Source organism: Lentisphaera araneosa HTCC2155 (genome assembly GCF_000170755.1).
GTDB lineage: Bacteria > Verrucomicrobiota > Lentisphaeria > Lentisphaerales > Lentisphaeraceae > Lentisphaera > Lentisphaera araneosa.
The window spans coordinates 304,077-324,886 of record NZ_ABCK01000001.1; the positions used below are offsets into that span (position 1 = coordinate 304,077).

Consider the following 20,810-nt stretch of genomic DNA (forward strand, 5'->3'; position numbering starts at 1 on the left):
TAATTTCAAATAAACCGGAACTTTTATCTTTTTTGATTTTTATGGCTGAGCAATTTCTTTCTTGGTCAATCTCACCCACTGAGGCAAAGCCTTTAATTGCTCTTTTTTAAACTGCCCTTCCTCCACAATTATCCTCTCCAAACTTTTAAATTTTGTCAGGGGAGTTAAATCCTTTATTTGCGTACCTCGCACATCCAGTTTCACCAGTGGCAGATCAAAAAGCTGACTCAATTGCTTGAATTCTGTTCCTTTAAAAATGATAACTTTAGGATTGAGCAACCATAAAATTGAACGTCGTTTCCCACTCGGGTTACGCTCAAAGCGCAAGTAATTAATGGGTCCCGATAAAGTTAACTCCCGAAGTTCTGAGTTAAATTCAAGAGAAACTTTTTTATTCGGGTGCCAAATTTCAACTAGGAGCTTTGTGATGGCTATCTCATCTTCTTCCGAACGCTTATGTGCATGGAGGTCATAACTAATCATTTGATCCATCAAGGTCCGGTAGCGAGGTCTGGGCTGTAGATCACCGAGTCGTCTGAGAACTTTAATAAAACTTTTGAGTGATTGCCGCTCTTCCCTTTTTATAAAATCCTGGCATATTTTTTTCAGCTCATCAAAACCCTCTAGGTGCTCAAAGCAAGTTTTAGCATCACGGTAGCGTTGCATAATGAAGAGCAAATGAGCTTTCTGCTTCCACGCCATGGATGCATTACTATTAAGACTTATAGCACGATCAAGATAGAGTAAGGTCTCGCGATGTAAACGATCATTATGTAATTCCCAAAAATTCATATTGTCACTTATAAAGACACTCTGATTGACCAAGTCATTGACATATTCTCTATTAAGTTTCTCGAGTTGTAGCTTTTCCTGAGCTAATAATTCAGCACTTTTTTCCGATTCTTTTTTTGCGGTCTCCGCAATAAGAAAGTTCCTTTCGACCTCCTTTCTCGCTAAGCCCTCTTTTTCTTTGGCTAAACGCGCCCTATCGCGCTCCTCAAAAGCTATAGCACGTTCATCTGCAATACGATTAATAAAGATATAAAGTCCAGTGGAGGTCACAAGAAAAAAACTCAGCAATAAGTATGAGAGCGTTTTGTTCCTCTTATAAAGCAATTGCAATAAACGCAAAGCCCCCGCATTTTCTGCTTCTGTCGCAAAACCCTCACGGTATTTACGTAAATCATTGATAAGCTGATCAACCGATAAATAACGATCTTCAGGTTTAGGTCGGATCGCTTTATCAACGATAGCGGCCAAACCCATTGCAATAGATTTATTTAATTCCAATACGGCTGTATAACGGCCTTCAACTGTCTTTGTAAAAAGAAACTCAAGTTCGCCTTTAAAGGGTTCCTTCCCAGTACAAATCTTATAGAGTATACAGCCCAAGGAAAAAACGTCTGTCTGTTGAGTTTTCTCATCACCAGAGATTTGCTCAGGTGCCATATAACCTGGGGTACCTTTGATCACTCCATGAAGAGTCATATTATTCAAAATATCAGGGTTCAACAAGTTATCCTGCTGTACGTCATCGTTTGAACCAATAATCTTACTCAGTCCCCAATCACAAACTAAAACTTCACCATAGTCACCAACTTGTATATTGTCGGGCTTTAAATCGAGGTGAACCACCGCTTTTGAATGGGCGTAATCCACTGCATTACAAACCTTTTGAAATATATCCAGAAGTTCATTCAAACCATACTTTTCTTTGTAGTTTGAGTTACCATTGGCTATTTTCTTTAAAATAAGTTCTAGATTATCACCCTGCTTTAAATCCATTGTGAAATAAGGGTGCGAATCATGATCTAGCCCTATTTCATGAATATTCATAATATTCGGGTGATCAAGCAGTGCAGTTAAACGTGCCTCTCGCAAAAAGGGTTCATAGAGCTCGGATTCTTCTTTTTTGATTAATTCTGCCATCGCAACAAAGCGATTAGTACGCTTATCAAAAACCCGACTTATTAACTTCATTCCGCCTTGGGCAAGCTCAGACTTCTGAGAATAATCTTCTGCTAAATGTCGCAGCTCGGAAAAGATCACTCCCTCATTTTGAGTATTGTCTTCCTCATCTTCAAACAAATTCATCAAGCGATCATCGCGCCCTTCTAAGGCTCTCTGACTCAACTCACTTATCTGCTTACGTTTATCCAAATTAAAATTCGAGTTCTTGACGGATTTGTTTGATTTCTTCTTTGAGGCGATTTTTGACGCGGTCACCCATTTTATAGACACTACTGCTGCCCAATTCGAGTTCCTCGGCAATTTGGGCAACGGGCTTATTATCGAGCATGCGATCAAAAACCTCTAAAGCTTTGCCGGAAAAGTGTCCCTTGATGCGCTCCATAGCTAAAGTTCGGGCGTATATCTCCCATTCTCTATGGATAAAGACGTCGAGTTCAGTCCCGTTCTCTGCATAAAGCATTTCACGCATGGAGGGATCAGAAATCATATCCTCACGCTTTTGACGGCGAGATTTTTTATCTAAATAATTAATAAAAGTATTGCGAATCACGGTACTCAACCAAGTTCGAAACTTGCTTTTATCACGATCATAACTCTTTAACTTTTCCCATAATTTGAGGAGGATCTCTTGAACTAAATCCTGATGATCTTCATGGTTGTAACACATACGGCGCAAAACCATGTAGATGAAGTTCTCATAATAGGCGACAAAATCTTCCCAAGCACGTTCATCATCGGGATTCTGCACTCGCTGAAGCAGCGTTTGTCTTGTATGAAATGGGTCGTTCATCGAGTCTCCTAGGGCTGTTTCAATACACTACAACTCCACTATGGCTTTTTTAACTGCTATTAAATAAAGATATTAAAAAGATCTAATTTTAATAAAAAAAGAGACCCTGTATCCAAATTAACACTCCCCACACTGTACAAATAATAAACTTTAACATACGAGGATTTCATGAACACTTTAAAAATCACCGCACTCTGCCTATTTCTACTTAGCTCAATGAATCTATTAGCTCAAGAAGCTGGTAAGCATCTCTTTCTACTATCTGGTCAGTCAAACATGGCTCGCTTTAAGCACACTCAGCTTTTTAACCCTGCTATTTCTAAAGCCTTGGGAGAAGACAAAGTAATAGTCGTCAGAGTGGCTCAAGGTGGACAGCCCATATCGAAATGGTACAAAGAATGGAAGTCCAGCAAAGGGGAAGTGGATCCAAAAAAAGGTGCCATTTACGATAAACTCATGACCGAGACTAAAAAAGCTATCTCGGGCCAAAAAATATCTACCGTCACCTTCATCTGGATGCAAGGTGAAGCGGACTCAAAAGCCGGCAATGGTGATGTCTACCTTAAGAGTCTTAAGGGACTGCAAAAGCAACTCGAAGATGATTTAGGCCGAACTGATATCAACTTTGTCATTGGCCGCCTCAGCGATTCGGGGTTTTTCAAAAAAGGAACGATTCCACGTGAGAACTCTAAATGGGCCGAAGTGCAAAAAGCCCAAATGGATTTTGCCGAACAAAACCCCAGAGCTTACTGGATTGATACGGATGATTTTAATGGTGAAAAAAATGAACTTCACTACATCAAGCCTGAAGGTTACGAGCAACTCGGTAAGGCTTATGTAGAAACAGCTCTAAAAGCTCTCAAGGAACATTCGCCTACAACAATTAAGTAATATTTATTCACCTTATTTCCATTCACCCCTTAAAACGAGTAACTCTTAGAGTTACTCGTTTATTTTATCTCTAATAAATTCCCCCTAGTCTACGGTTTTCATCACCTCCACCTATTTAGATACAGGCAAAGATCCATGGGCTAATAATAACACCATCGATACTATGTGGGATGCTCAGCGTTAAATTTAAAAATTAGCGAAAATTCTTTTCATGAGCAAGCTCATTTTAAGAAATAGTCCACAGATAGTACTGTCGTAAAAAACTCTATTTAAATTTATTATAGATATTTTCATTCACACATCCAAAGTCTCTTTTTTACTCTGTAAATATGTTTTAAAGATCATCAAAAACTTGGTTTTAAATCATTTATGTTAGAGGTTAACTTATGAACAGTAAAAAACAGCAAAAATTTTCACTCATCGAACTCCTCGTCGTTGTGGCTATTATAGGAATTCTCTCTAGCCTCGTTCTGCCAGCTTTAGGGAAGGCTCGCAAGAAAGCAAAAATAGCCAACTGCTTGAGTAATCAAAAGCAAATTGGCATCTCAATTTTTCTCTATAGCGGAGATAATGAAAACCACGTCCCTGGACACCTTAGCATAAATGGGAACTCCATTACTTATGATGATTATTTAGGCATTGGGTATGACGGACGCAACTTAACAAGTTCTCAAATGTGGGCTGCATATCCAGGTTCTCCCGCAAAAATGTACCAATGCCCCACTGACGAAAGTAATAAAAGCAACCCAGATATACTCCGCTCTTACAGTATGATCCAGGGAGTTCTCAATGGCAACCAAGCCTCTAAACGCGGTATGGTTGTCGAAGGTAGTGGAGCCACTATGAAATTAAGCAGTGTTAAATTTCCGACGACGACTATTATGACGGGGGAATTCCATTATTGGAGAAACCGCCTCGGTCGCAATAGTTTTGGTGTCATGCGTGCACAAGACGTACAAAATTCCACAAGTAACGGCGACCTCACTTGGAGTCATGAGAAATTTAAATTTAATTACCTATTCACCGATGGCTCAGCTAAGGGAACTCACTATATGTCTACATATTTGGATACAGGTAAAGATCCTTGGGGCAACAATAATACCATCGGCACCATGTGGGATGCTCAACGCTAAAAGTAAGCAATTCATTCAAACGATTGACAGATTTGAATATAATCTATTCGTTTCATAGTCTGTCTTTGGTAACTTAGCCCAGCGTATTCTTCGACCCCATTACTCAGCCTTTATTTCATAAGCACATCTAAATCCAAGATCCAAGCCTGTAAGTGATAACAAATAACTTATAAACGAAATGATTTCGGCTATTATGAACACGAAATACAAATCACCATTCACCCTCATTGAGCTACTCGTTGTAGTGGCCATTATTGGCATACTCGCAAGCCTGCTTTTACCTAGTTTGGCCAAAGCTCGTAAACGTGCCAAAATTTCTGTATGTAAGAGCAACCTAAAACAAATCACTAGTGCCATCCACATGTATGCCGATGATAACGAAGGTCACCTACCGGGGCATTATTCTAATCAAATTACTTATGATCAGTATCTCGGTATTGGATATGATGGCCGCACAAGTGATACTGACGGAAAACTCTATTCATGTCCCACTGACGAAACTGACCTAGGTATAAATAACAATCGTTCATACAGTGCCGTTCAAGGAAAGCTCGACGGAACTTCCGATAACAAACGAGGGGCAATTGCCGAGGGCTCTGGTGAAAGTCTTTCTCTAAATGATTTCAGTATCCCGTCGTACACGATTATTATAAGTGAAAGACATTTCATTACCAACACAATTGGTAAAACAAACTCGGCAATGATGAAGATGCAAACCATTCAAAATGGTACAATAAATGGAGATTATAGCTGGAGCCATGAAGAGTTTAAATTTAATCACATTTTTGCGGATTCTTCGGTACGAGCCATCCCCCATGTCGCCACTTACGCAGGTAGTGGATCGGACCCTTGGAATGATGAGTCGATGCTCAATACTATGTGGGATAGTCTACGCTAATTATTTAAAACAAAAACTATAAGCACACTTTGCGAGGCACTAGCTTGGCACAAACAAATTTCTAAAAATTGATAAGGTCTAACTATGAAAATAAAATCATTTATCCTAACGGCATTAGCAGGTTTCTCTAGTGCGCTAAGCCCCCTTGCGGAAGCCGCAAATAAAAAGCCCAACATCGTCCTCATTCTCGCCGATGATGTGGGCTCAGACATGTTCTCTTCTTACGGGCAAGCGCATTCGGCTCAAACGCCAAACATCGACAAAATTGGTACTGAAGGTGTCCAGTTTAAAACCTGTTTCGCACCCGCCATCTGCGGACCTTCACGTGCCCTCATTATGACGGGTGTTTATGCCAACCGCACGGGGGCCTTTCGCAATGATATGTGGGCTTTCGATTCACGTGGAACACTTTTCACCAAGCAGCATAGTTGGGCTAAACTTCTTTCAGAAGGTGGCTACAAAACAGCTGTCGCGGGCAAATGGCATTGCAGTGCTCTCGAACCCTACACTCCAGAAGTTGGTTTCGATGAATTCTGTATTTACGAGAGTGCCGACAAAATCGAAAAACACTTCGGTTTTAATCCCGTCAAACAAGGCCGCCGTAAAGATGTAAAACTTCCCGATGTTCGCTACTGGTATCCATCGACAGTACAAAATGGTAAATACCTTGACGCAACAGAAAACGATTTCGGACCCGATCAGCGCTGTGAATTTATTATGGATTTCATGGAACGCAATGCCAAAAAAGATCAGCCCTTCATGGCTTACTGGCCCATCGTTATCCCCCATGGCCCATATACTACGACTCCCGACAATGGTTTAGCCATGGATATTGAACTTAAAAAGCCTGATGTACGCGGCAAGAGCAAAGAAGAAAAAGAACGCATCATGGGCGAGTATAGTCAGAAGCAAAACACCCGTTTTGTCAACCTTATCCAATACATGGATAAACTTGTTGGCAAAGTCATGAATAAAGCCAAAGATCTTGGCATTTATGAAAATACTTACTTCATTTTCTGCTCAGATAACGGAACGGCTTCTACTGCAAAAGACCGTGCCGTTGAACGCGGAGTTCACGTCCCCTTCCTCGTTTGTGGACCTGGTGTCAAAAAACGCGGCATGACTGAAGAACTCACTGACTTCTCTGATGTGGCTCCCACACTCTTAGAAATGGCGGGTGTTCCCTTCCCAAAAGATGTTCCTTTTGATGGCAAGAGTCAGCTCCCCTTCCTTAGTGGAAAAACAGATACACACCGCGAATGGATTTACGCTTATACTGGACCGGTACAAATTTTCCGTACCAAGACCCACCTGCTTGAGGCTCGTTCAGTTCTCTATGAAAAACCAGAAGGCCGTCTTTATTTCACTGCGGACAAACGTTTTGGCGAGGGTTACAAACGCGTTGATAATAATCCAGAACATAGCCAAGCTAAAAAGCAGTTCAAAGAACTCATTGCCGAGCTACCAAATCACCTCGAACTCGACCACCCCTTTTACAAGAGTAAGTATGGCCAAAAATGGATGAATAATAACGACATCAAAGAGCTTTCCCGTAAACACCTCTATAGTCACCCAGACTGGAAACTCTACGACCAAGAAGATTAATGGGTATGCCAAGCACCTGCTTGGCAACTGCTTTTGTATGGTACGCCAAGCACCTGCTTGGCAATAACCATAGACCTTCTCCATCCGCCAGTTGAGGGTGGCAATCCTCAAAGCGTTCGGGGCTGCCCCCGAGAACCCATCAGGTTCTATCTACCAGCTTGGCATCTGCTTTTGTATGGTACGCCAAGCACTAGCTTGGCAACTGCGGATATAACGAACTTATTTCAATTTAAAACTTGGTATAAGAAATCCATAGCTTAACAAAACCATTTTCATGGTACGCCAAGCACCAGCTTGGCAACTGCTTTTGTATGGTACGCCAAGCACCAGCTTGGCAACTGCTTTTGTATGGTACGCCAAGCACCAGCTTGGCATCTGCTTTTGTATGGTACCGCCAAGCACCAGCTTGGCATCTACCGACCCACTCTTCTCAACAACTTAAATTAAACTTCCCTCAAATCATATTGCACACTACCTTTCAAAGGAAAAGCAACATCTTTTCGGTATTTCGGCCAAGCTGGTGCTTGGCGTACCCAACAAAAACTAAATTTTGTCTCTACTGCTCCAGCTCCTCAAACCTCACTTCCTCTCATCATAAGCACTGCTCATTTTCCAATCTTTCACCTTATCACACAAGCCCGCTTTCACAGGATTCTGATGAATATAGCCAATGACTGTATAATAATGCTTTTCACTGCGAATGAATCTATCCCAATAATCTCGCATCCAGAAGCGCTTAGCTTTGTCTGGTATTCCTAAATCGAGTTCTTCATTATGTTTCATTGCCCATCTCCCCGTATATGATCTCCAGGACTGAACTATTTTCGCAAGGCTAAGCTTTGATTTCATCAAAACATGAACATGATTAGGCATGATACACCAGGCGATTAAATCATATCGCTCACCATTGAACCTTAATAATGATTCACGCATAACTTCAGCCATTTCCGTATTTACCAGGGCACAACAACCATATCCTGCATCTAGATATTGATCGATAAGTTTTCTTCGTTTAATATCTAAATTCTCTTCTCCACATACACTTAAATCTTCTTCTAAATTCAGTAAAACTTTCTGCGGCAAACTATCTGCTAAACGAAAGGTAATGAATTGATACACATCCGAATTATCGTAGTGGGGTAAATAACCACGACTATGCCAGCTTGTTGAATCCTTTTCCATATCTGCTTCCTTTTCCTTATAAAAACTAAGGTATGAGTTTTCTTATGTAAATTCTATCGATCAAAAAAAGTTCGTTTTATCCGCAGTTGCCAAGCTGGTGCTTGGTGTCCCCGGTAATTTTGCCAAGCTGGTGCTTGGCGTTCCCAACTGTTGCTTGGCGTGCCCGGTAATTTTGCCAAGCTGGTAATTAGGTATAAAATTCCAGTTGTTTTTTCTTTAATGATCCAAATCCCTCCTTTAGCCCTGTAAGTTTAGAAAAACAATTTCAGGGATCCATTCATGTTAAAAATAAGCTTTCTAAATCTTTTGCTTTTACTGAGTTCTTTTGCACTTGATCGCCCCAACGTCGTTCTCATCCTTACTGATGATCAAGGCTACGGCGAAGTCGCTGCCCATGGCAATAAAATCATTCAGACTCCAGAGATGGATAAACTCTACCGCGAAGGTGTGCGACTCGATAATTACCACGTCAATTCCATCTGTTCTCCTAGCCGAGCGGCCCTCGTCACTGGCCGATACGCGAGCCGTGTTGGCGTTTGGCATACACTCGGCGGTCGAAATATCATTCGCAAAGATGAAAAAACCATCGCCGATCATTTTGTCGCTGCTGGATACAAAACTGGCATGGTGGGTAAATGGCATTTGGGTGATAACGCCCCCTATCGTCCCGAAGATCGCGGCTTTCAAGACGTCTTTCGCATTGGTGGTGGCAGCATTGGTCAATTGCCTGATTACTGGAAAAATGACCTTTGGGATGGTCACTATTGGAATAAAGGCCAATGGGTAAAAACCAAAGGTTTTTGTACTGATGTTCAATTTGATTATGCACTTGATTTTGTCGAAGAAAACAAAAAATCTCCCTTCTTTCTATTTATTTCAACTACTGCTCCACACAGCCCCACTGGCGCTGACAAAAAATATCTCGAACCCTACGAAAAGCTTGGTTTAGATAAGGGCATCTGCGCCTTTTACGGCATGGTTACAAATATAGACGATAATATCGGACGCCTGCGCAATAAACTCCGCGAACTCAAACTCGAAGAAAATACCATCCTTATCTTTTCTAGTGATAATGGCTCGGCATGCGACAAAAAAGGTGATTCTTTTAATGGTGGTATGCAGGGCAAAAAAGGTAGTCTCTACGAAGGTGGCCACCGCGTGCCCTGCTTTCTGTACTGGCCTAAGGGTGGTTGGATCGGCGGCAAACAACTCGATCAAGTCACCGCTCACATCGATATACTGCCCACCTTGCTTAAGGCTTGCGCTATTGAGAACCCATTAAACACTGCCTTTGATGGTATTGAGCTCAACGGAATTATTGCGAAGCCCGCACAAAAGCTCTCTCGCCTCTTAATCACAGAGAACAAAGCGAATAAACGCGATCAGGAATTTCAGAATAGTGTTGTACTCACAGATGAATGGCGACTCATTGATGGACAAAAACTCTACGATGTAAAAAATGACTTCACTCAGAAAAATGATATCGCCAAAGAACATAATGAGAGAGTCAAATCTTTACGTAAGTCCTATTCTCAATGGTACACTTCAATCAAAGCCCGCTTTAACGAACTCACTCCCATTGATATCGATCATGAACAAGCCGAACTCTATTCCATGGACCTCTATCCGAATGAATCTACCGGAGAAAAGGGAAAAGTTGTTTGGAATCAAAAAGGAATCTCCAAGGGTGAGCAATACCGCGGTTTTTGGGCACTCAATGTACTTGAATCAGGCAAGTACAAAATATCACTGCATCGTTGGCCCAAATACATCAAAGCGAGCCTCAGTACTGACGGTGATCATAAAACAAAGAGTCTGGATATCAAAGCAGCTAAAATTCAACTGGCTGATAGATCACTCGAACTCAGCCTCACCCCAGAAGCCGAAGCCGCTCATTTTGAAATTTCACTCGAAGCAGGAGAACTCCCTTTGCAAGCCGAATTTATTAATCAAAAAGGCGAAGCCTTCAGTGCTTATTACGTCTACATTCAAAAAATTTAATTAGGATAGAAAATGAAAAAATTTCTCACTAGTCTTCTTCTCATCTGCAGCTCAGCCTTTTGCTCAAGTGAGCGCCCCAATATTATTTTTCTTTTAGCCGATGATATGCGCTGGGACTCCCTAGGTCATCTCGATATTTTTGAGGTCAAAACCCCTACCCTTGATAAACTGGCGGAAAAAGGCGTGCGCTTCACGCGCAATTATAATACAACTGCTATCTGTATGGCTAGCCGTGCTCAAATCATGACTGGCCTCTATGAATTTTCCACGGGCTCTAATTTCCTACACGGAAATTTAGCTTGGCAAAAATGGGAGAATTCTTACCCCATGATGCTCCGTGAAAACGGTTACTATACAGGTTTTGCGGGTAAGTTTGGTTTTCACCTCAATGATGAAGAAGGCAAGGCTCTTAAGGGTGGTGCCACAGAGCGCGTCATCAATAGTTTCGACTGGTGGTCAGGCTGGATGGGCCAAGGAAGTTACCAAATGAATGAAAATCGCGAAGCGCGCGAATATAAATCAGTTTATGGTGACAAGGCTGAGCATACCACTTATGCCCTTGGCCTCATGGGTCGCGATTTTATCAAAAAAGCAAAAGCTAGCGGTAAACCCTTCTGCCTTTCCATTAGTTTTAAAGCTCCCCATACACCACTCGCTACTGACCCGCGTTACGACGCTCTCTACGAAGGTGTAAAATTCACCAAGCCCGCCGATTTCAACGAAGTCGATTCACTCCCTGAGCAAGCCAAGAGTGGTCGTCCCATGTCTAAAGGTAAGTCATGGATCAAGAGTTACGACGACACCATGAAAAAATATCACACCATGATCTACGGTATGGATAAGGCAATCGCCATGATTATGGAAGAACTTAAAGAGCAAGCCCTCGATCACAATACTATTATTATCTTCACTTCCGATAATGGTCACCATAATGGCAGCAAAGGACTTGGCGGCAAACTCTACGCTTATGAAGTCGGTTCTTTGGCCCCAGCAATCATTTACGACCCACGTCACGATACTGGAACACAATTTAAAACAATTGATGCCCTAAGTGGCAATATTGACTTTCATCCCACTATCCTTGATTATGCGGGCGTCGCAAAAGCCGCCCCTAACCATGGCAAAAGCCTTGCTTCTTTAATCAAAGGTGAAACTGATCGCATCCATGACGCCATCTTACTCATCAATGTTTGGGGTATTGCTTCTGCACAAAGCCTAGGCGTCGTCACTGATGATTATAAATACATCAATTGGTTTTATGGTGCGGGTGATTTCACTCCTACAGAAGAACTCTTTAACCTTACAAAAGATCAATTCGAACAAAATACCCTCGCAGCGAATCCCGAAGCAAAACCTCAGCTCGAAGAAATGCGCAAGATCTACGATAAGTTTCTAGAGCAATGGAAAAAAGAGCACGTTAAAAACGCTGGTTACGGTAAATATGTCCAATTAGCTGATCGCACGATCCCCTTCTCTCAAAACTCCAAAGAAGTCATTGCGAGCATGTATACTTATGATAAAGCCGGTAAAAATAAGAAGGATAAAAAGGCCAAGAAGGACAAAAAAGCTGCTGATAAAAAGGGGTGAACTTGTGCACGCCAAGCACCAGCTTGGCAATTTCGGGCAAAACTTAAATTGCCCGTACGGCAGTACCGCCAAGAAAAATCAATCTGTGTTCATCTTAATAATATGTGGATACCTTAAAACAGGAAAACTTACATGAATAAACTCTTTACTCTATTCACTTTATTGGGCTCATTCCTTCTCGCCGAGAGCAAGCCCAACATCATTTATATCCTCGCCGATGATATGGGCTACGGCGATGTAAAAGCCTACAATAAAGACTGTAAGTTCCCCACTCCCCATCTCGATTCCATGGCTGAGAATGGCATAATGTTCACTGATTCACATACCAATTCATCCGTCTGCACCCCGACTCGCTACGGCATTATGACTGGGCGTTACGCTTGGCGCACTCGCCTCAAGGATGGCGTACAAAATGGCTATGGTCCAGCTCTCATTGGACCCGAGCGTCTGACCCTAGCCTCGCTTTTAAAAGACCAAGGCTATAACACTGCCTGCATCGGTAAATGGCATATTGGCATGAACTGGAAAATCACAAGTGGTGCCTCACCCAAAGCCAAAGGCGAGAATGTCGATCATAAAACTCCTATCCAAGGTGGCCCCGTTGATATTGGCTTTGATTATTACTTTGGACTGGCTGGTTCACTAGGAATGCCTCCACACTGCTTTATTGAAAATCGTGAACTCATTGCTGAACTCGACGTAAAGCACAAAGACAAAAAGGGAGGAGATAAAAAACTTCATTCTTGCCGTCCTGGTTACGCCAATAGCGATTTCGATGTTTTCAAAGTTCTCAATCAGATTACTGATAAAGCAGTTGATTACATTGCGGAGAACGCCAAAAAGCCAGAACCCTTTTTTATCTATTTTTCTCTCAATTCCCCCCACGCCCCCGTAACTCCCCACAAGGACTTTCAGGCCAAGAGTAAGATCAATGCCTACGCAGATTTCTGTATGGAAACTGATTGGCGTGTGGGTCAAATCATTCAGGCACTCAAAGATCAGGGAATCTATGATAATACCCTAGTCGTCTTCACCACTGATAATGGCTGTTCTGGCACGGCAAAAATAGATCAATTACTCGAAGTCGGCCACAATCCCAGCGCTCACTTTCGCGGCATCAAAGGCAATCTCTATGAAGGTGGTCACCGCGTCCCCTTCCTCGTTCAATGGCCCAAACAAATCAAAGCGGGATCCGTCTCTGATCAAACCATTTGCACTACTGATTTTCTTGCGACTCTCGCAGATATGAATGGTCTAAAACTCAAAGATAATCAAGGTGAAGATAGCGTCAGCTTTCTTCCTGCACTTAAGGGACAAACTATACAAAAACAACGCGAAGCCATCATCCATCATTCTGACAAAGGCAAGTTTGCTATTCGCCGCGACAAGTGGGTACTCATCATGGATGAAGGCGCCGGCTCAGGACGTAATCCAAAATACTGGGACCCCGTCCAAAACCCTGCCGCTATTCAACTCTTTGATTTAAGCAAAGACCCTGGTCAAACAATTAACCTGCAGGCACAAAACCCCGAAGTCGTTTCGCAAATGAAAAAACAGCTCATGAGTATTATTGATAATGGTCGTAGCACTGCTGGCCTCAATCAAAAAAATGATGATGGCAAAAAAGGCTGGCCCCATTACGATGAACTCAAAACTAAATAACTTAATCCTCCCACGGGTTCATCTGGGTACTATCCACCAGCTTAGCATTTGTGGGCAAAAGCTCAGCTACAGATTACATCAAAATCATTAATCCGCCCGCGGGGGCTCCCCGCATCCCGCTGATAAGCGATAAATCCCCTACAGAAAAAACTCCCCACTTGGCGCTACCTAAGCGTCAGCGATTCCTAAGCGTCAGCGCAACCTAAGCATCAGCGCAACCTAAGCATCAGCGCAACCTAAGCATCAGCGCAACCTAAGCGTCAGCGATCCCTAAGCGTCAGCGATTCCTAAGTTCTTTAAACCAAGGCCTTCAAATTGGCGATTTCAGCTTCTTTCTCAGCAAGAAGGAGCTGTAGTTTTTCTATTTCTTTTTGGAAGGCCAATTCACGGGGAGAGAGCTCATTTGCTGAAGAAACTTCGATGACTGATTCTTGTGAGTGCTGCTCATTGTTTACGGTTGATTCCTGCTTTGTTTCTTGAACGACTTCTCCAGTTCCTGACGTCACTTCTTGAGAGCTAAGTGATGCTTCAGAACTTGAATCTTGCTCAGAAACACTTGTCGACTCAGTTGATAAATCCACATTCAATACAGTCATTTCCACGTCAGGTAAATCTTCAACTCGCTTATCCGCTTCTAAAGACTCTTGAAGTGCTTGCGCCCGCTTTTCTTCCGCTTCAATCTTTTTCTTTTCGATTTTTTTCTTAACTCGCGCAATAGTTTTTTCTGGAACACCTGTACGAACTGCCACGGATTCATTTGGAGCACTTTCGCCATGGTTATCAAGATCTTCAATGACTAATTTTTCAGCTGTATAAAAGCGGAATTTACAGAGTTTGGCAACCTTAGTTAGAAGCCCACTATCGCAATCAACTCGATCCAAGAATTCCGTTTTCATCCAACGACGACATTTTGGTTCCGCCATATAGGCACGAAGTAAGTTAGTTTTGGATGTGTCAATTGCAGAAGCTGAGGCATGACAAGCCTCTTTGATCATGATCGCTGCTGACTCAATTGTCTCCAAATCTAATTCTGCCGTCTCCAGATCAAAAGAATCTGAACATAGCTCAAGCATCAATGGGGTGGGATCAATAGTAACCTCAGGAACAATAACATGACTCATAAAAAACGGCCTTATAATAAATTTGAAAAATAAAAACTTACTATAATTGAGCTTTATAAAACTGCGCATGACTCCACTCTAGTTTTGAGAAATTTTCAGATGATTTCTTTAAGCATAACTGGGGGGCTACGAAGTCCTAAAAAAGACTGAGAATAAACTTCGCTTATTAGCGGGATACGGAGAAAACCCGCGGGTAGCTAATCAATTTTTATGATCTGAGTCAATCAGTGAAATCTGTGGATGAAATTTTGTCCGCAATTGCCAAGCTGGAGCTTGGCGGTCCCAGCGGGGATGCCCCGCGGGCGGATAAACAGGGCTTAAATACCTACATAGTCTCAGATGATACTATCAGCTATTAAAAAAAGAATGGAAATGATAGTCACTCTAAAAACTTTTAACGCTCAAGAAGTCATTCTAAACACAACAAAAAGAATGAATTCATTCTTTTTTACTAAAAAAGAATGGAAAAAGACAGGTGCATGAACTAATTTAGGATGAATTTAAAGAAAAAAGAATGAATCCATGAAACGTTTTTCCCTAAAAGTTAGTGAAGCCATGCATAAAAGCATTAGGCAATTGGCCTCTCAGCAAAAAGCCATTAATACCCTTATTGATGATTTTTCAAAGGGAGAACTCCAGCCACATAATGAGCCGAAAAATGGAAAATTAAGTCAGCAAATAAGTTTTAAATTAGAAGATCAGCAAATCGAAGACTTGCTCAAAAAAGCCAAGCTGAGTGATAGTCGACAAATGCTCAAACTTCTGCGCTCATTACTTGCTGCTTATATCAAAGTCAATTCACCGCTTAATTTTCTTCGGGGCCTCGATAATGATTTAGCAGAGATTCTAAAGAAGCGAATTCGCGATGAATGGACTCATGATTCAACTTCAATTGAGGGCAACACCCTAAGCCTCGGAGAAACTTCTTTCATTCTCAATGAGGGCCTAACAATCTCAGGTAAATCCCTGAGAGAGCACGATGAGATTGCCGGACATGCCCGAGCCATCGAGGCTATTTATCAAATTTATGATCGTGAGCAGCTCGATGAAGACGATTTATTTTTAGTTCATCGTGCAATGATGATCAATCCCGCTTTTGACATCTATAAACCCGTAGGAGCTTGGAAAAAGGAAGATAATGGTGCTTACTGGGGCCGCGAATACATCCTCTATCCCTCACCACAAAAGACACCACATTTAATGAATCTATGGTTGCATGAATTCAATCAAATCCCGCGTGATTTGAATTTACCAGAGATGCTCAAGGCCTATAGCCGACTCCATATTCTTTTTACTTGTATTCATCCCTTTTTTGATGGCAATGGTAGGATGGCTCGCTTACTCGCGAATATCCCGATCATTCGTGCGGGCTATCCCCCCATCACTATTGATAGCGAGAAACGCTTTGATTATTTAGAAATGATGCGACAATTTCACCTCCTCAAAGATGATGCCCTCGATTTCAGCGGAGACCTCAAGAGCTTTAGTGATTTGATTTATTCTCAATGGAAAAAGACTCTCAATATCGTCGAGGAAGTTAAGGCCATACAAGAACAGAGGGAAAAATAACATCGCTCCTATCGAAGATGATTCGCCTTGCTCACTGTAGAACGGCCTGCAGATCGTCCTCGAGGGACAATTATCTGAGTTAATCTGTGGGTGAGGCTTTGCCAACAATTGCCACGCTGGGTATTACCATACGGGCGAATAAAAATTGCCAAGCTAGTGCTTGGCGTACCATAGTCTTTCAGCGTAGCGGTCTTGCAGCGCAGTGAGCTTGAAAACTATCTATAAACTTTATTGTCCGCAATTGCCAAGCTGGTGCTTGGCATACCCATGGGCTACAAGTCTTGCCTCTTGCAGCTCAGCGGTCTTGCAGTATTACTGATCTAAATTGATAAGAAACTTTATCAACTCATATCCAAACAGCTTTGCAAGAGATGTATACTTAAAAAAACTTTTAGGATACAGATGAATTTTTTCTTTTATATTTTACTCTTTGTGAGCGCTGGACTCTGTTGGGCAGACCAAAAGCCCAACTTCATTTTTATGATGGCTGATGACATGGGCTACGGCGATTTGGAAGCCTATGGCTACAATGACAAACTCAAGACACCAAACCTCAATGAGATGGCTGCAAACGGCATGCTGTTTACGAGCTTCTATTCTCAGGCATCCGTCTGCTCACCTACTCGCTTCAGTTGCTATACGGGTCGCCACCCCTTTAGAACGGGCATCTGGGAAGCTAACCAAGGCTCACTTCGCGATGAGGAAATCACCCTGCCAGAAGTTTTAAAAAAACATGGCTACGCTACGGGTCACTTCGGTAAATGGCACCTTGGTCAAATGGTCGATGATCCCACACTCGGTAAAGGGGCTCGCATGCCCATGGCGCCTCCACATGAAAATGGTGTGGATGAATGGTTTGCGGTTCACAGTTGTGTGCCGACTTTCAACCCCTATGGCCCCAATGGTGAAGAAGCGGCCGAATCGGATAACGCCTATTACCATAACGGAGTCAGAGTTACAGACAATCTCGTTGGTGATTCCTCAAGGATCATCATGGACCGCGCTATTCCCTTTATAGAAAAGGCAGTTCAAAATGAAACTCCCTTTATCACTTACATCTGGTTTAATACGCCCCATGCACCTGTAACTGGCAATCCTCAATGGCAATCAACTTATGAACCCATAGTCGGCAAAGCCTGGCAATACTACTCCAACCTCGCTGATATGGATAAACAAGTGGGGCGTTTGCGCAGCAAACTTCAAGAATTGGGTGTTGCGAATAATACCGTGCTCTGCTTCACTTCTGATAATGGCCCGGTTTCACACGGTAGCTCTGGTCCCTTTCGTGCGTCTAAGCGCCACCTCTTTGATGGCGGGGTTCGCGTCCCGGGAATTATCGAATGGCCAGCAAAAGTCCGCAAGGGAAGTGAAACTGCAGCCATCTCCTGTACCACAGATTACTTCCTAACTGCCCTAGATGCTGCAGGTATTGATTATCAATCACCCTATAAAATGGATGGACAAAGTCTAGTCCCTATTCTCATAGAGGATGAAAGTACACGTAGGGAGCCATTGATGTTTCAAAGTCATGGTTCACAAGTCGTCCTAGGGGAAAAATTTAAAGCCATGCGAGTTTACGAAGGCTCTTTTTCCCAAAGTCATGCTGAAGATGCAGGCCTAAAACTTGGTGAATGGGGACTATTTAATCGTTTAAGTGATGTGGGAGAAGAAAATAATGTTGCTGCTTCCAAACCCGAAATCCTCAGTCAATTTAGTCGCATCTTTGAAACTTGGGATGCGAGCCTTAAGCAGAGTTACCTAGGACAAGAATTTGGCGAAGCTGGAGAGAAATATGCCGATGGTTCTTATCGCACTCAAGGTGGTTTGAAAGCTAAAAGTCAAAAGGCTGGCAAAGAGAAAAAAGGGAAGAAAAAGCAAGGCAAGAAGAAAAACTAAGGCTGAGAAAAAAGAAAAGTCTAAAATAAATGACACTAGAGTAAATATTTAAAGATTTTGCTGAATCCGTGAGCTGGCTTTGGAATAATCTCGTAGGTTTTTTAATTTCAGAACTTTACAACTTTTTGCAGGAATACCCGTAGGTCTTTTGAAAAAAGTTGTAAGTCAATGAAGGTGATAGACCAAGATGATTAACTTAATGTAGCTCACGGATTCAGGATTTTGCTTGTTTATACTTAAAAGACCTAAAATTAAATTTTAATGACTCAGCTATTTTGTACGTCGTAATTTATTTTTTTCATACTTTTTAGTTAAAAGTCTATTTTCTGTTCTGTATTTATTAATATAACAATTATATTTATCAAAGTAACGCCTTATGTCTTTTCGTAAAAAACATTTCTCTCTGATCGAGATTTTAGTGGTGGTGGCCATCATCGGCATACTTGCCAGTTTACTTCTTCCCTCGCTAAGTAAAGCTCGAAAAAGTGCCCAACTCGCTAGCTGCAAAAGCCAAATTAAACAAATTAATTTTGCCCTTTACAATTATCTAGATGATAATGATCAACATTTTATTCCTCAACGGCGTAATCCTTCTAGTCTAATTATTTGGGATGACGACCTATTTGATTACCTCAGTGTTTCATTGACCGATAATGAAAAAGATGGCGTTAAGCTAAATCGCACTAATTACCCTCAATTCACCAAGAAAAGCCCTTTCAAATGCCCTGCAGATAACATAGTTAGAAATGGCGACCGCAACCCTAGGTCCTATGTCTACAACGTTGCTAATACAAGTGGTCGCTTTGGTTTCAGTGGCTTAGGAACGACCTGGGGAGAAAGTATTTCTATTTCTCAACTCGGAAAAAGTAGTGAAGTTCTCACCTTTCTACAAGACGATGACCATGCCGAAAAGAAATTAGGAGCGAACGGATATTCACATATAGGAACCCAGTGGGCTAATAGCCTAGAACCAGAAAATACTCACGAACTCGTTGACCGCTACAGCGCCGGCTTTGCCGATGGCAGTGTGAGACTCATCCACAAAGGCAATCTCTATAACGCTCTACTTCATGAACCGCAATAAAGCTGGAGTACGTGGCTACGCCAAGCACCAGCTGAGCAAAAATTATTGTTCTCTTATTGTCAGTATCATTTTTTGTTTTTAAAGTCCGCAATAGCCAAGCTAGTGCTTGGCGTACCATAGCTACCTGCCACATATTAAAGCTTTTGAAAAAACCATCCAATAAGTGAGTTTCACTCTGTATAGTTTTAATAAAAGGATAAAAAGTGCATAAGCTAGCATTAAGTCTCATTTTCAGTTTTTTACTTTTCCCCAGCTTCGTCAATGCCAAGGACAAGGCACCCGAACTCAAGCCAGATGAAATTGTAAAATGGAAAAAAGTTCCTCAACGCGATCGTCCTTTAGAATTTCATTATTTTTATCCCGAAAAATTCAAAAAAACGGATTCCCGTCCCACAGTGGTTTTCTTTTTTGGGGGCGGTTGGTCCGGCTTCAATGCCACACAATTTTACCCGCAAGCTAAATACTATTCTTCCCGGGGCCTGCTTGCGATTTGCGCAACTTACCGAACAACGAGTTTCTACAAAACTGAGCCCTGGCAATGTGTACAGGATGCCAAGTCCACTGTTCGTCACTTAAAGGTCAATGCAAAACAGTTGGGTATTGATCCCAAGAAACTTATTGTCGGTGGTGGTTCCGCAGGCGGCCATATTGCCGCCGCAACGGCCACACTCAAAGAATGGAATAACAAAGAAGATGATCTAAGTATTTCCTCCACACCAAGTGCCCTATTACTCTTCAACCCCGTATTTGATAACGGTCCCGGAGGCTATGGCAATAATGAAAAAGATTCACGCGTTAAAAACTACTGGAAAACATTCTCACCACTGCACAACCTTAATGGTAAACAGCCACCCACACTTGTGCTCATGGGAGATAGAGATAAACATACCAGTGCTGAAAAAACTCGGCTCTATGGTGACACAATGAAGAAAAATAATAACACCTGTGAAGTGATCATCTACCCTGGACAAAAACACGGATTTTTCAATATCCAAAAAGGCGGCAAGCAATACTTCATCAAAACACTTGTGGCCGCAGATAATTTTCTAGTTGAGCAAGGTTTTATTTCTGGAAACGAGAAGGTCGCTGAGTGGTATAAAAACACTATAGAAAAGTAGGTGTAAATATGCCAAGCTGGTGCTTGGCGTACCCAGAGTGGTGGTCGCTGCGCTCCAACTATTAATTATCTGAGTCAATCAGTGAAATCTGTGGATGAAGTTTTGTCCACAATTGCAGGCGAGCCGCCTGCGCTCCCAGAACAATTTCTTTAAGCGCAGCTTGTGCTACGCGATCCATAATAACTACGTGAACGGTCTTTCAGTGAGTTGATTTTCTTTTCCGCAAATGCCAAACTGGACCTTGGCGATCCATAAATATCTACAGATACCCAACAAACTTTAGCACCAATATAGGCACTAAA

At 42.2% G+C, this 20,810-nt stretch carries 16 protein-coding genes; 11 read left to right on the forward strand and 5 right to left on the reverse strand.

The genetic code is table 11. The annotated features are described in order from the left end of the window. Positions 1-39: 39 nt before the first annotated feature. Together LNTAR_RS01075 and LNTAR_RS01080 are read right to left on the reverse strand one after the other, a co-directional pair. Positions 40-2,160 carry a serine/threonine-protein kinase gene (locus LNTAR_RS01075; protein ID WP_007276758.1) on the reverse strand — a complete coding sequence of 707 codons (2,121 nt, stop codon included), beginning with the start codon at positions 2,158-2,160 and terminating at the stop codon, positions 40-42. Position 2,161: 1 nt separating this feature from the next. Then, positions 2,162-2,761 carry an RNA polymerase sigma factor gene (locus LNTAR_RS01080; RefSeq protein ID WP_007276759.1) on the reverse strand — a complete coding sequence of 200 codons (600 nt, stop codon included), beginning with the start codon at positions 2,759-2,761 and terminating at the stop codon, positions 2,162-2,164. 168 nt (positions 2,762-2,929) lie between these two features. Here LNTAR_RS01080 and LNTAR_RS01085 point away from each other — a divergent pair, with 168 nt between their 5' ends. The 4 genes from LNTAR_RS01085 (at position 2,930) to LNTAR_RS01100 (ending at position 7,288) form a co-directional block, all read left to right on the forward strand. Continuing rightward, a complete protein-coding gene (locus tag LNTAR_RS01085; protein ID WP_007276760.1) occupies positions 2,930-3,652 on the forward strand; it encodes a sialate O-acetylesterase in 723 nt (240 codons plus the stop codon). A gap of 386 nt (positions 3,653-4,038) precedes the next feature. Continuing rightward, positions 4,039-4,785 carry a type II secretion system protein gene (locus tag LNTAR_RS01090; protein ID WP_007276761.1) on the forward strand — a complete coding sequence of 249 codons (747 nt, stop codon included), beginning with the start codon at positions 4,039-4,041 and terminating at the stop codon, positions 4,783-4,785. 193 nt (positions 4,786-4,978) lie between these two features. Beyond that, positions 4,979-5,683: a type II secretion system protein gene (locus LNTAR_RS28130; protein ID WP_007276762.1), complete on the forward strand. Its 705-nt coding sequence runs from the start codon at positions 4,979-4,981 to the stop codon at positions 5,681-5,683. Positions 5,684-5,767: 84 nt separating this feature from the next. Further along, positions 5,768-7,288, forward strand: coding sequence for a sulfatase family protein (locus tag LNTAR_RS01100; RefSeq protein WP_007276763.1), 1,521 nt, complete (start codon positions 5,768-5,770; stop codon positions 7,286-7,288). A 272-nt stretch (positions 7,289-7,560) separates the two neighbouring features. Here the strand turns inward: LNTAR_RS01100 and LNTAR_RS26985 are convergent, their stop codons facing one another. Then, on the reverse strand, positions 7,561-7,701 hold the full coding sequence (locus LNTAR_RS26985; protein WP_157473116.1) for a hypothetical protein: 141 nt from the start codon (positions 7,699-7,701) through the stop codon (positions 7,561-7,563). Between the two features lie 166 nt (positions 7,702-7,867). After that, complete coding sequence (locus tag LNTAR_RS01105; protein WP_007276764.1) at positions 7,868-8,470, reverse strand: REP-associated tyrosine transposase; 603 nt, start codon at positions 8,468-8,470, stop codon at positions 7,868-7,870. A gap of 279 nt (positions 8,471-8,749) precedes the next feature. Between LNTAR_RS01105 and LNTAR_RS01110 the strand changes: the two genes are divergently transcribed. The 3 genes from LNTAR_RS01110 (at position 8,750) to LNTAR_RS01120 (ending at position 13,720) form a co-directional block, all read left to right on the forward strand. Then, positions 8,750-10,471 carry an arylsulfatase gene (locus LNTAR_RS01110; RefSeq protein ID WP_007276765.1) on the forward strand — a complete coding sequence of 574 codons (1,722 nt, stop codon included), beginning with the start codon at positions 8,750-8,752 and terminating at the stop codon, positions 10,469-10,471. A 12-nt stretch (positions 10,472-10,483) separates the two neighbouring features. Then, positions 10,484-12,058: a sulfatase family protein gene (locus LNTAR_RS01115; protein ID WP_007276766.1), complete on the forward strand. Its 1,575-nt coding sequence runs from the start codon at positions 10,484-10,486 to the stop codon at positions 12,056-12,058. 132 nt (positions 12,059-12,190) lie between these two features. Beyond that, entirely contained in the window at positions 12,191-13,720 is a 1,530-nt protein-coding gene (locus tag LNTAR_RS01120; RefSeq protein WP_007276767.1) for a sulfatase family protein, read from the forward strand. A gap of 296 nt (positions 13,721-14,016) precedes the next feature. Here the strand turns inward: LNTAR_RS01120 and LNTAR_RS01125 are convergent, their stop codons facing one another. Continuing rightward, positions 14,017-14,841 (reverse strand): hypothetical protein, encoded by an 825-nt coding sequence (locus tag LNTAR_RS01125; protein ID WP_007276768.1) that lies wholly within the window; start codon positions 14,839-14,841, stop codon positions 14,017-14,019. A 522-nt stretch (positions 14,842-15,363) separates the two neighbouring features. Between LNTAR_RS01125 and LNTAR_RS01130 the strand changes: the two genes are divergently transcribed. The 4 genes from LNTAR_RS01130 to LNTAR_RS01145 all read left to right on the forward strand — a co-directional run bounded on the left by LNTAR_RS01130 (position 15,364) and on the right by LNTAR_RS01145 (position 20,508). Beyond that, on the forward strand, positions 15,364-16,410 hold the full coding sequence (locus LNTAR_RS01130) for a Fic family protein (RefSeq protein WP_007276770.1): 1,047 nt from the start codon (positions 15,364-15,366) through the stop codon (positions 16,408-16,410). 402 nt (positions 16,411-16,812) lie between these two features. Continuing rightward, on the forward strand, positions 16,813-18,306 hold the full coding sequence (locus LNTAR_RS01135) for a sulfatase family protein (RefSeq protein WP_007276771.1): 1,494 nt from the start codon (positions 16,813-16,815) through the stop codon (positions 18,304-18,306). A gap of 376 nt (positions 18,307-18,682) precedes the next feature. Then, a complete protein-coding gene (locus LNTAR_RS24835; RefSeq protein WP_007276772.1) occupies positions 18,683-19,390 on the forward strand; it encodes a type II secretion system protein in 708 nt (235 codons plus the stop codon). A gap of 203 nt (positions 19,391-19,593) precedes the next feature. Next, positions 19,594-20,508: an alpha/beta hydrolase gene (locus LNTAR_RS01145; RefSeq protein WP_007276773.1), complete on the forward strand. Its 915-nt coding sequence runs from the start codon at positions 19,594-19,596 to the stop codon at positions 20,506-20,508. Positions 20,509-20,810 lie beyond the last annotated feature (302 nt).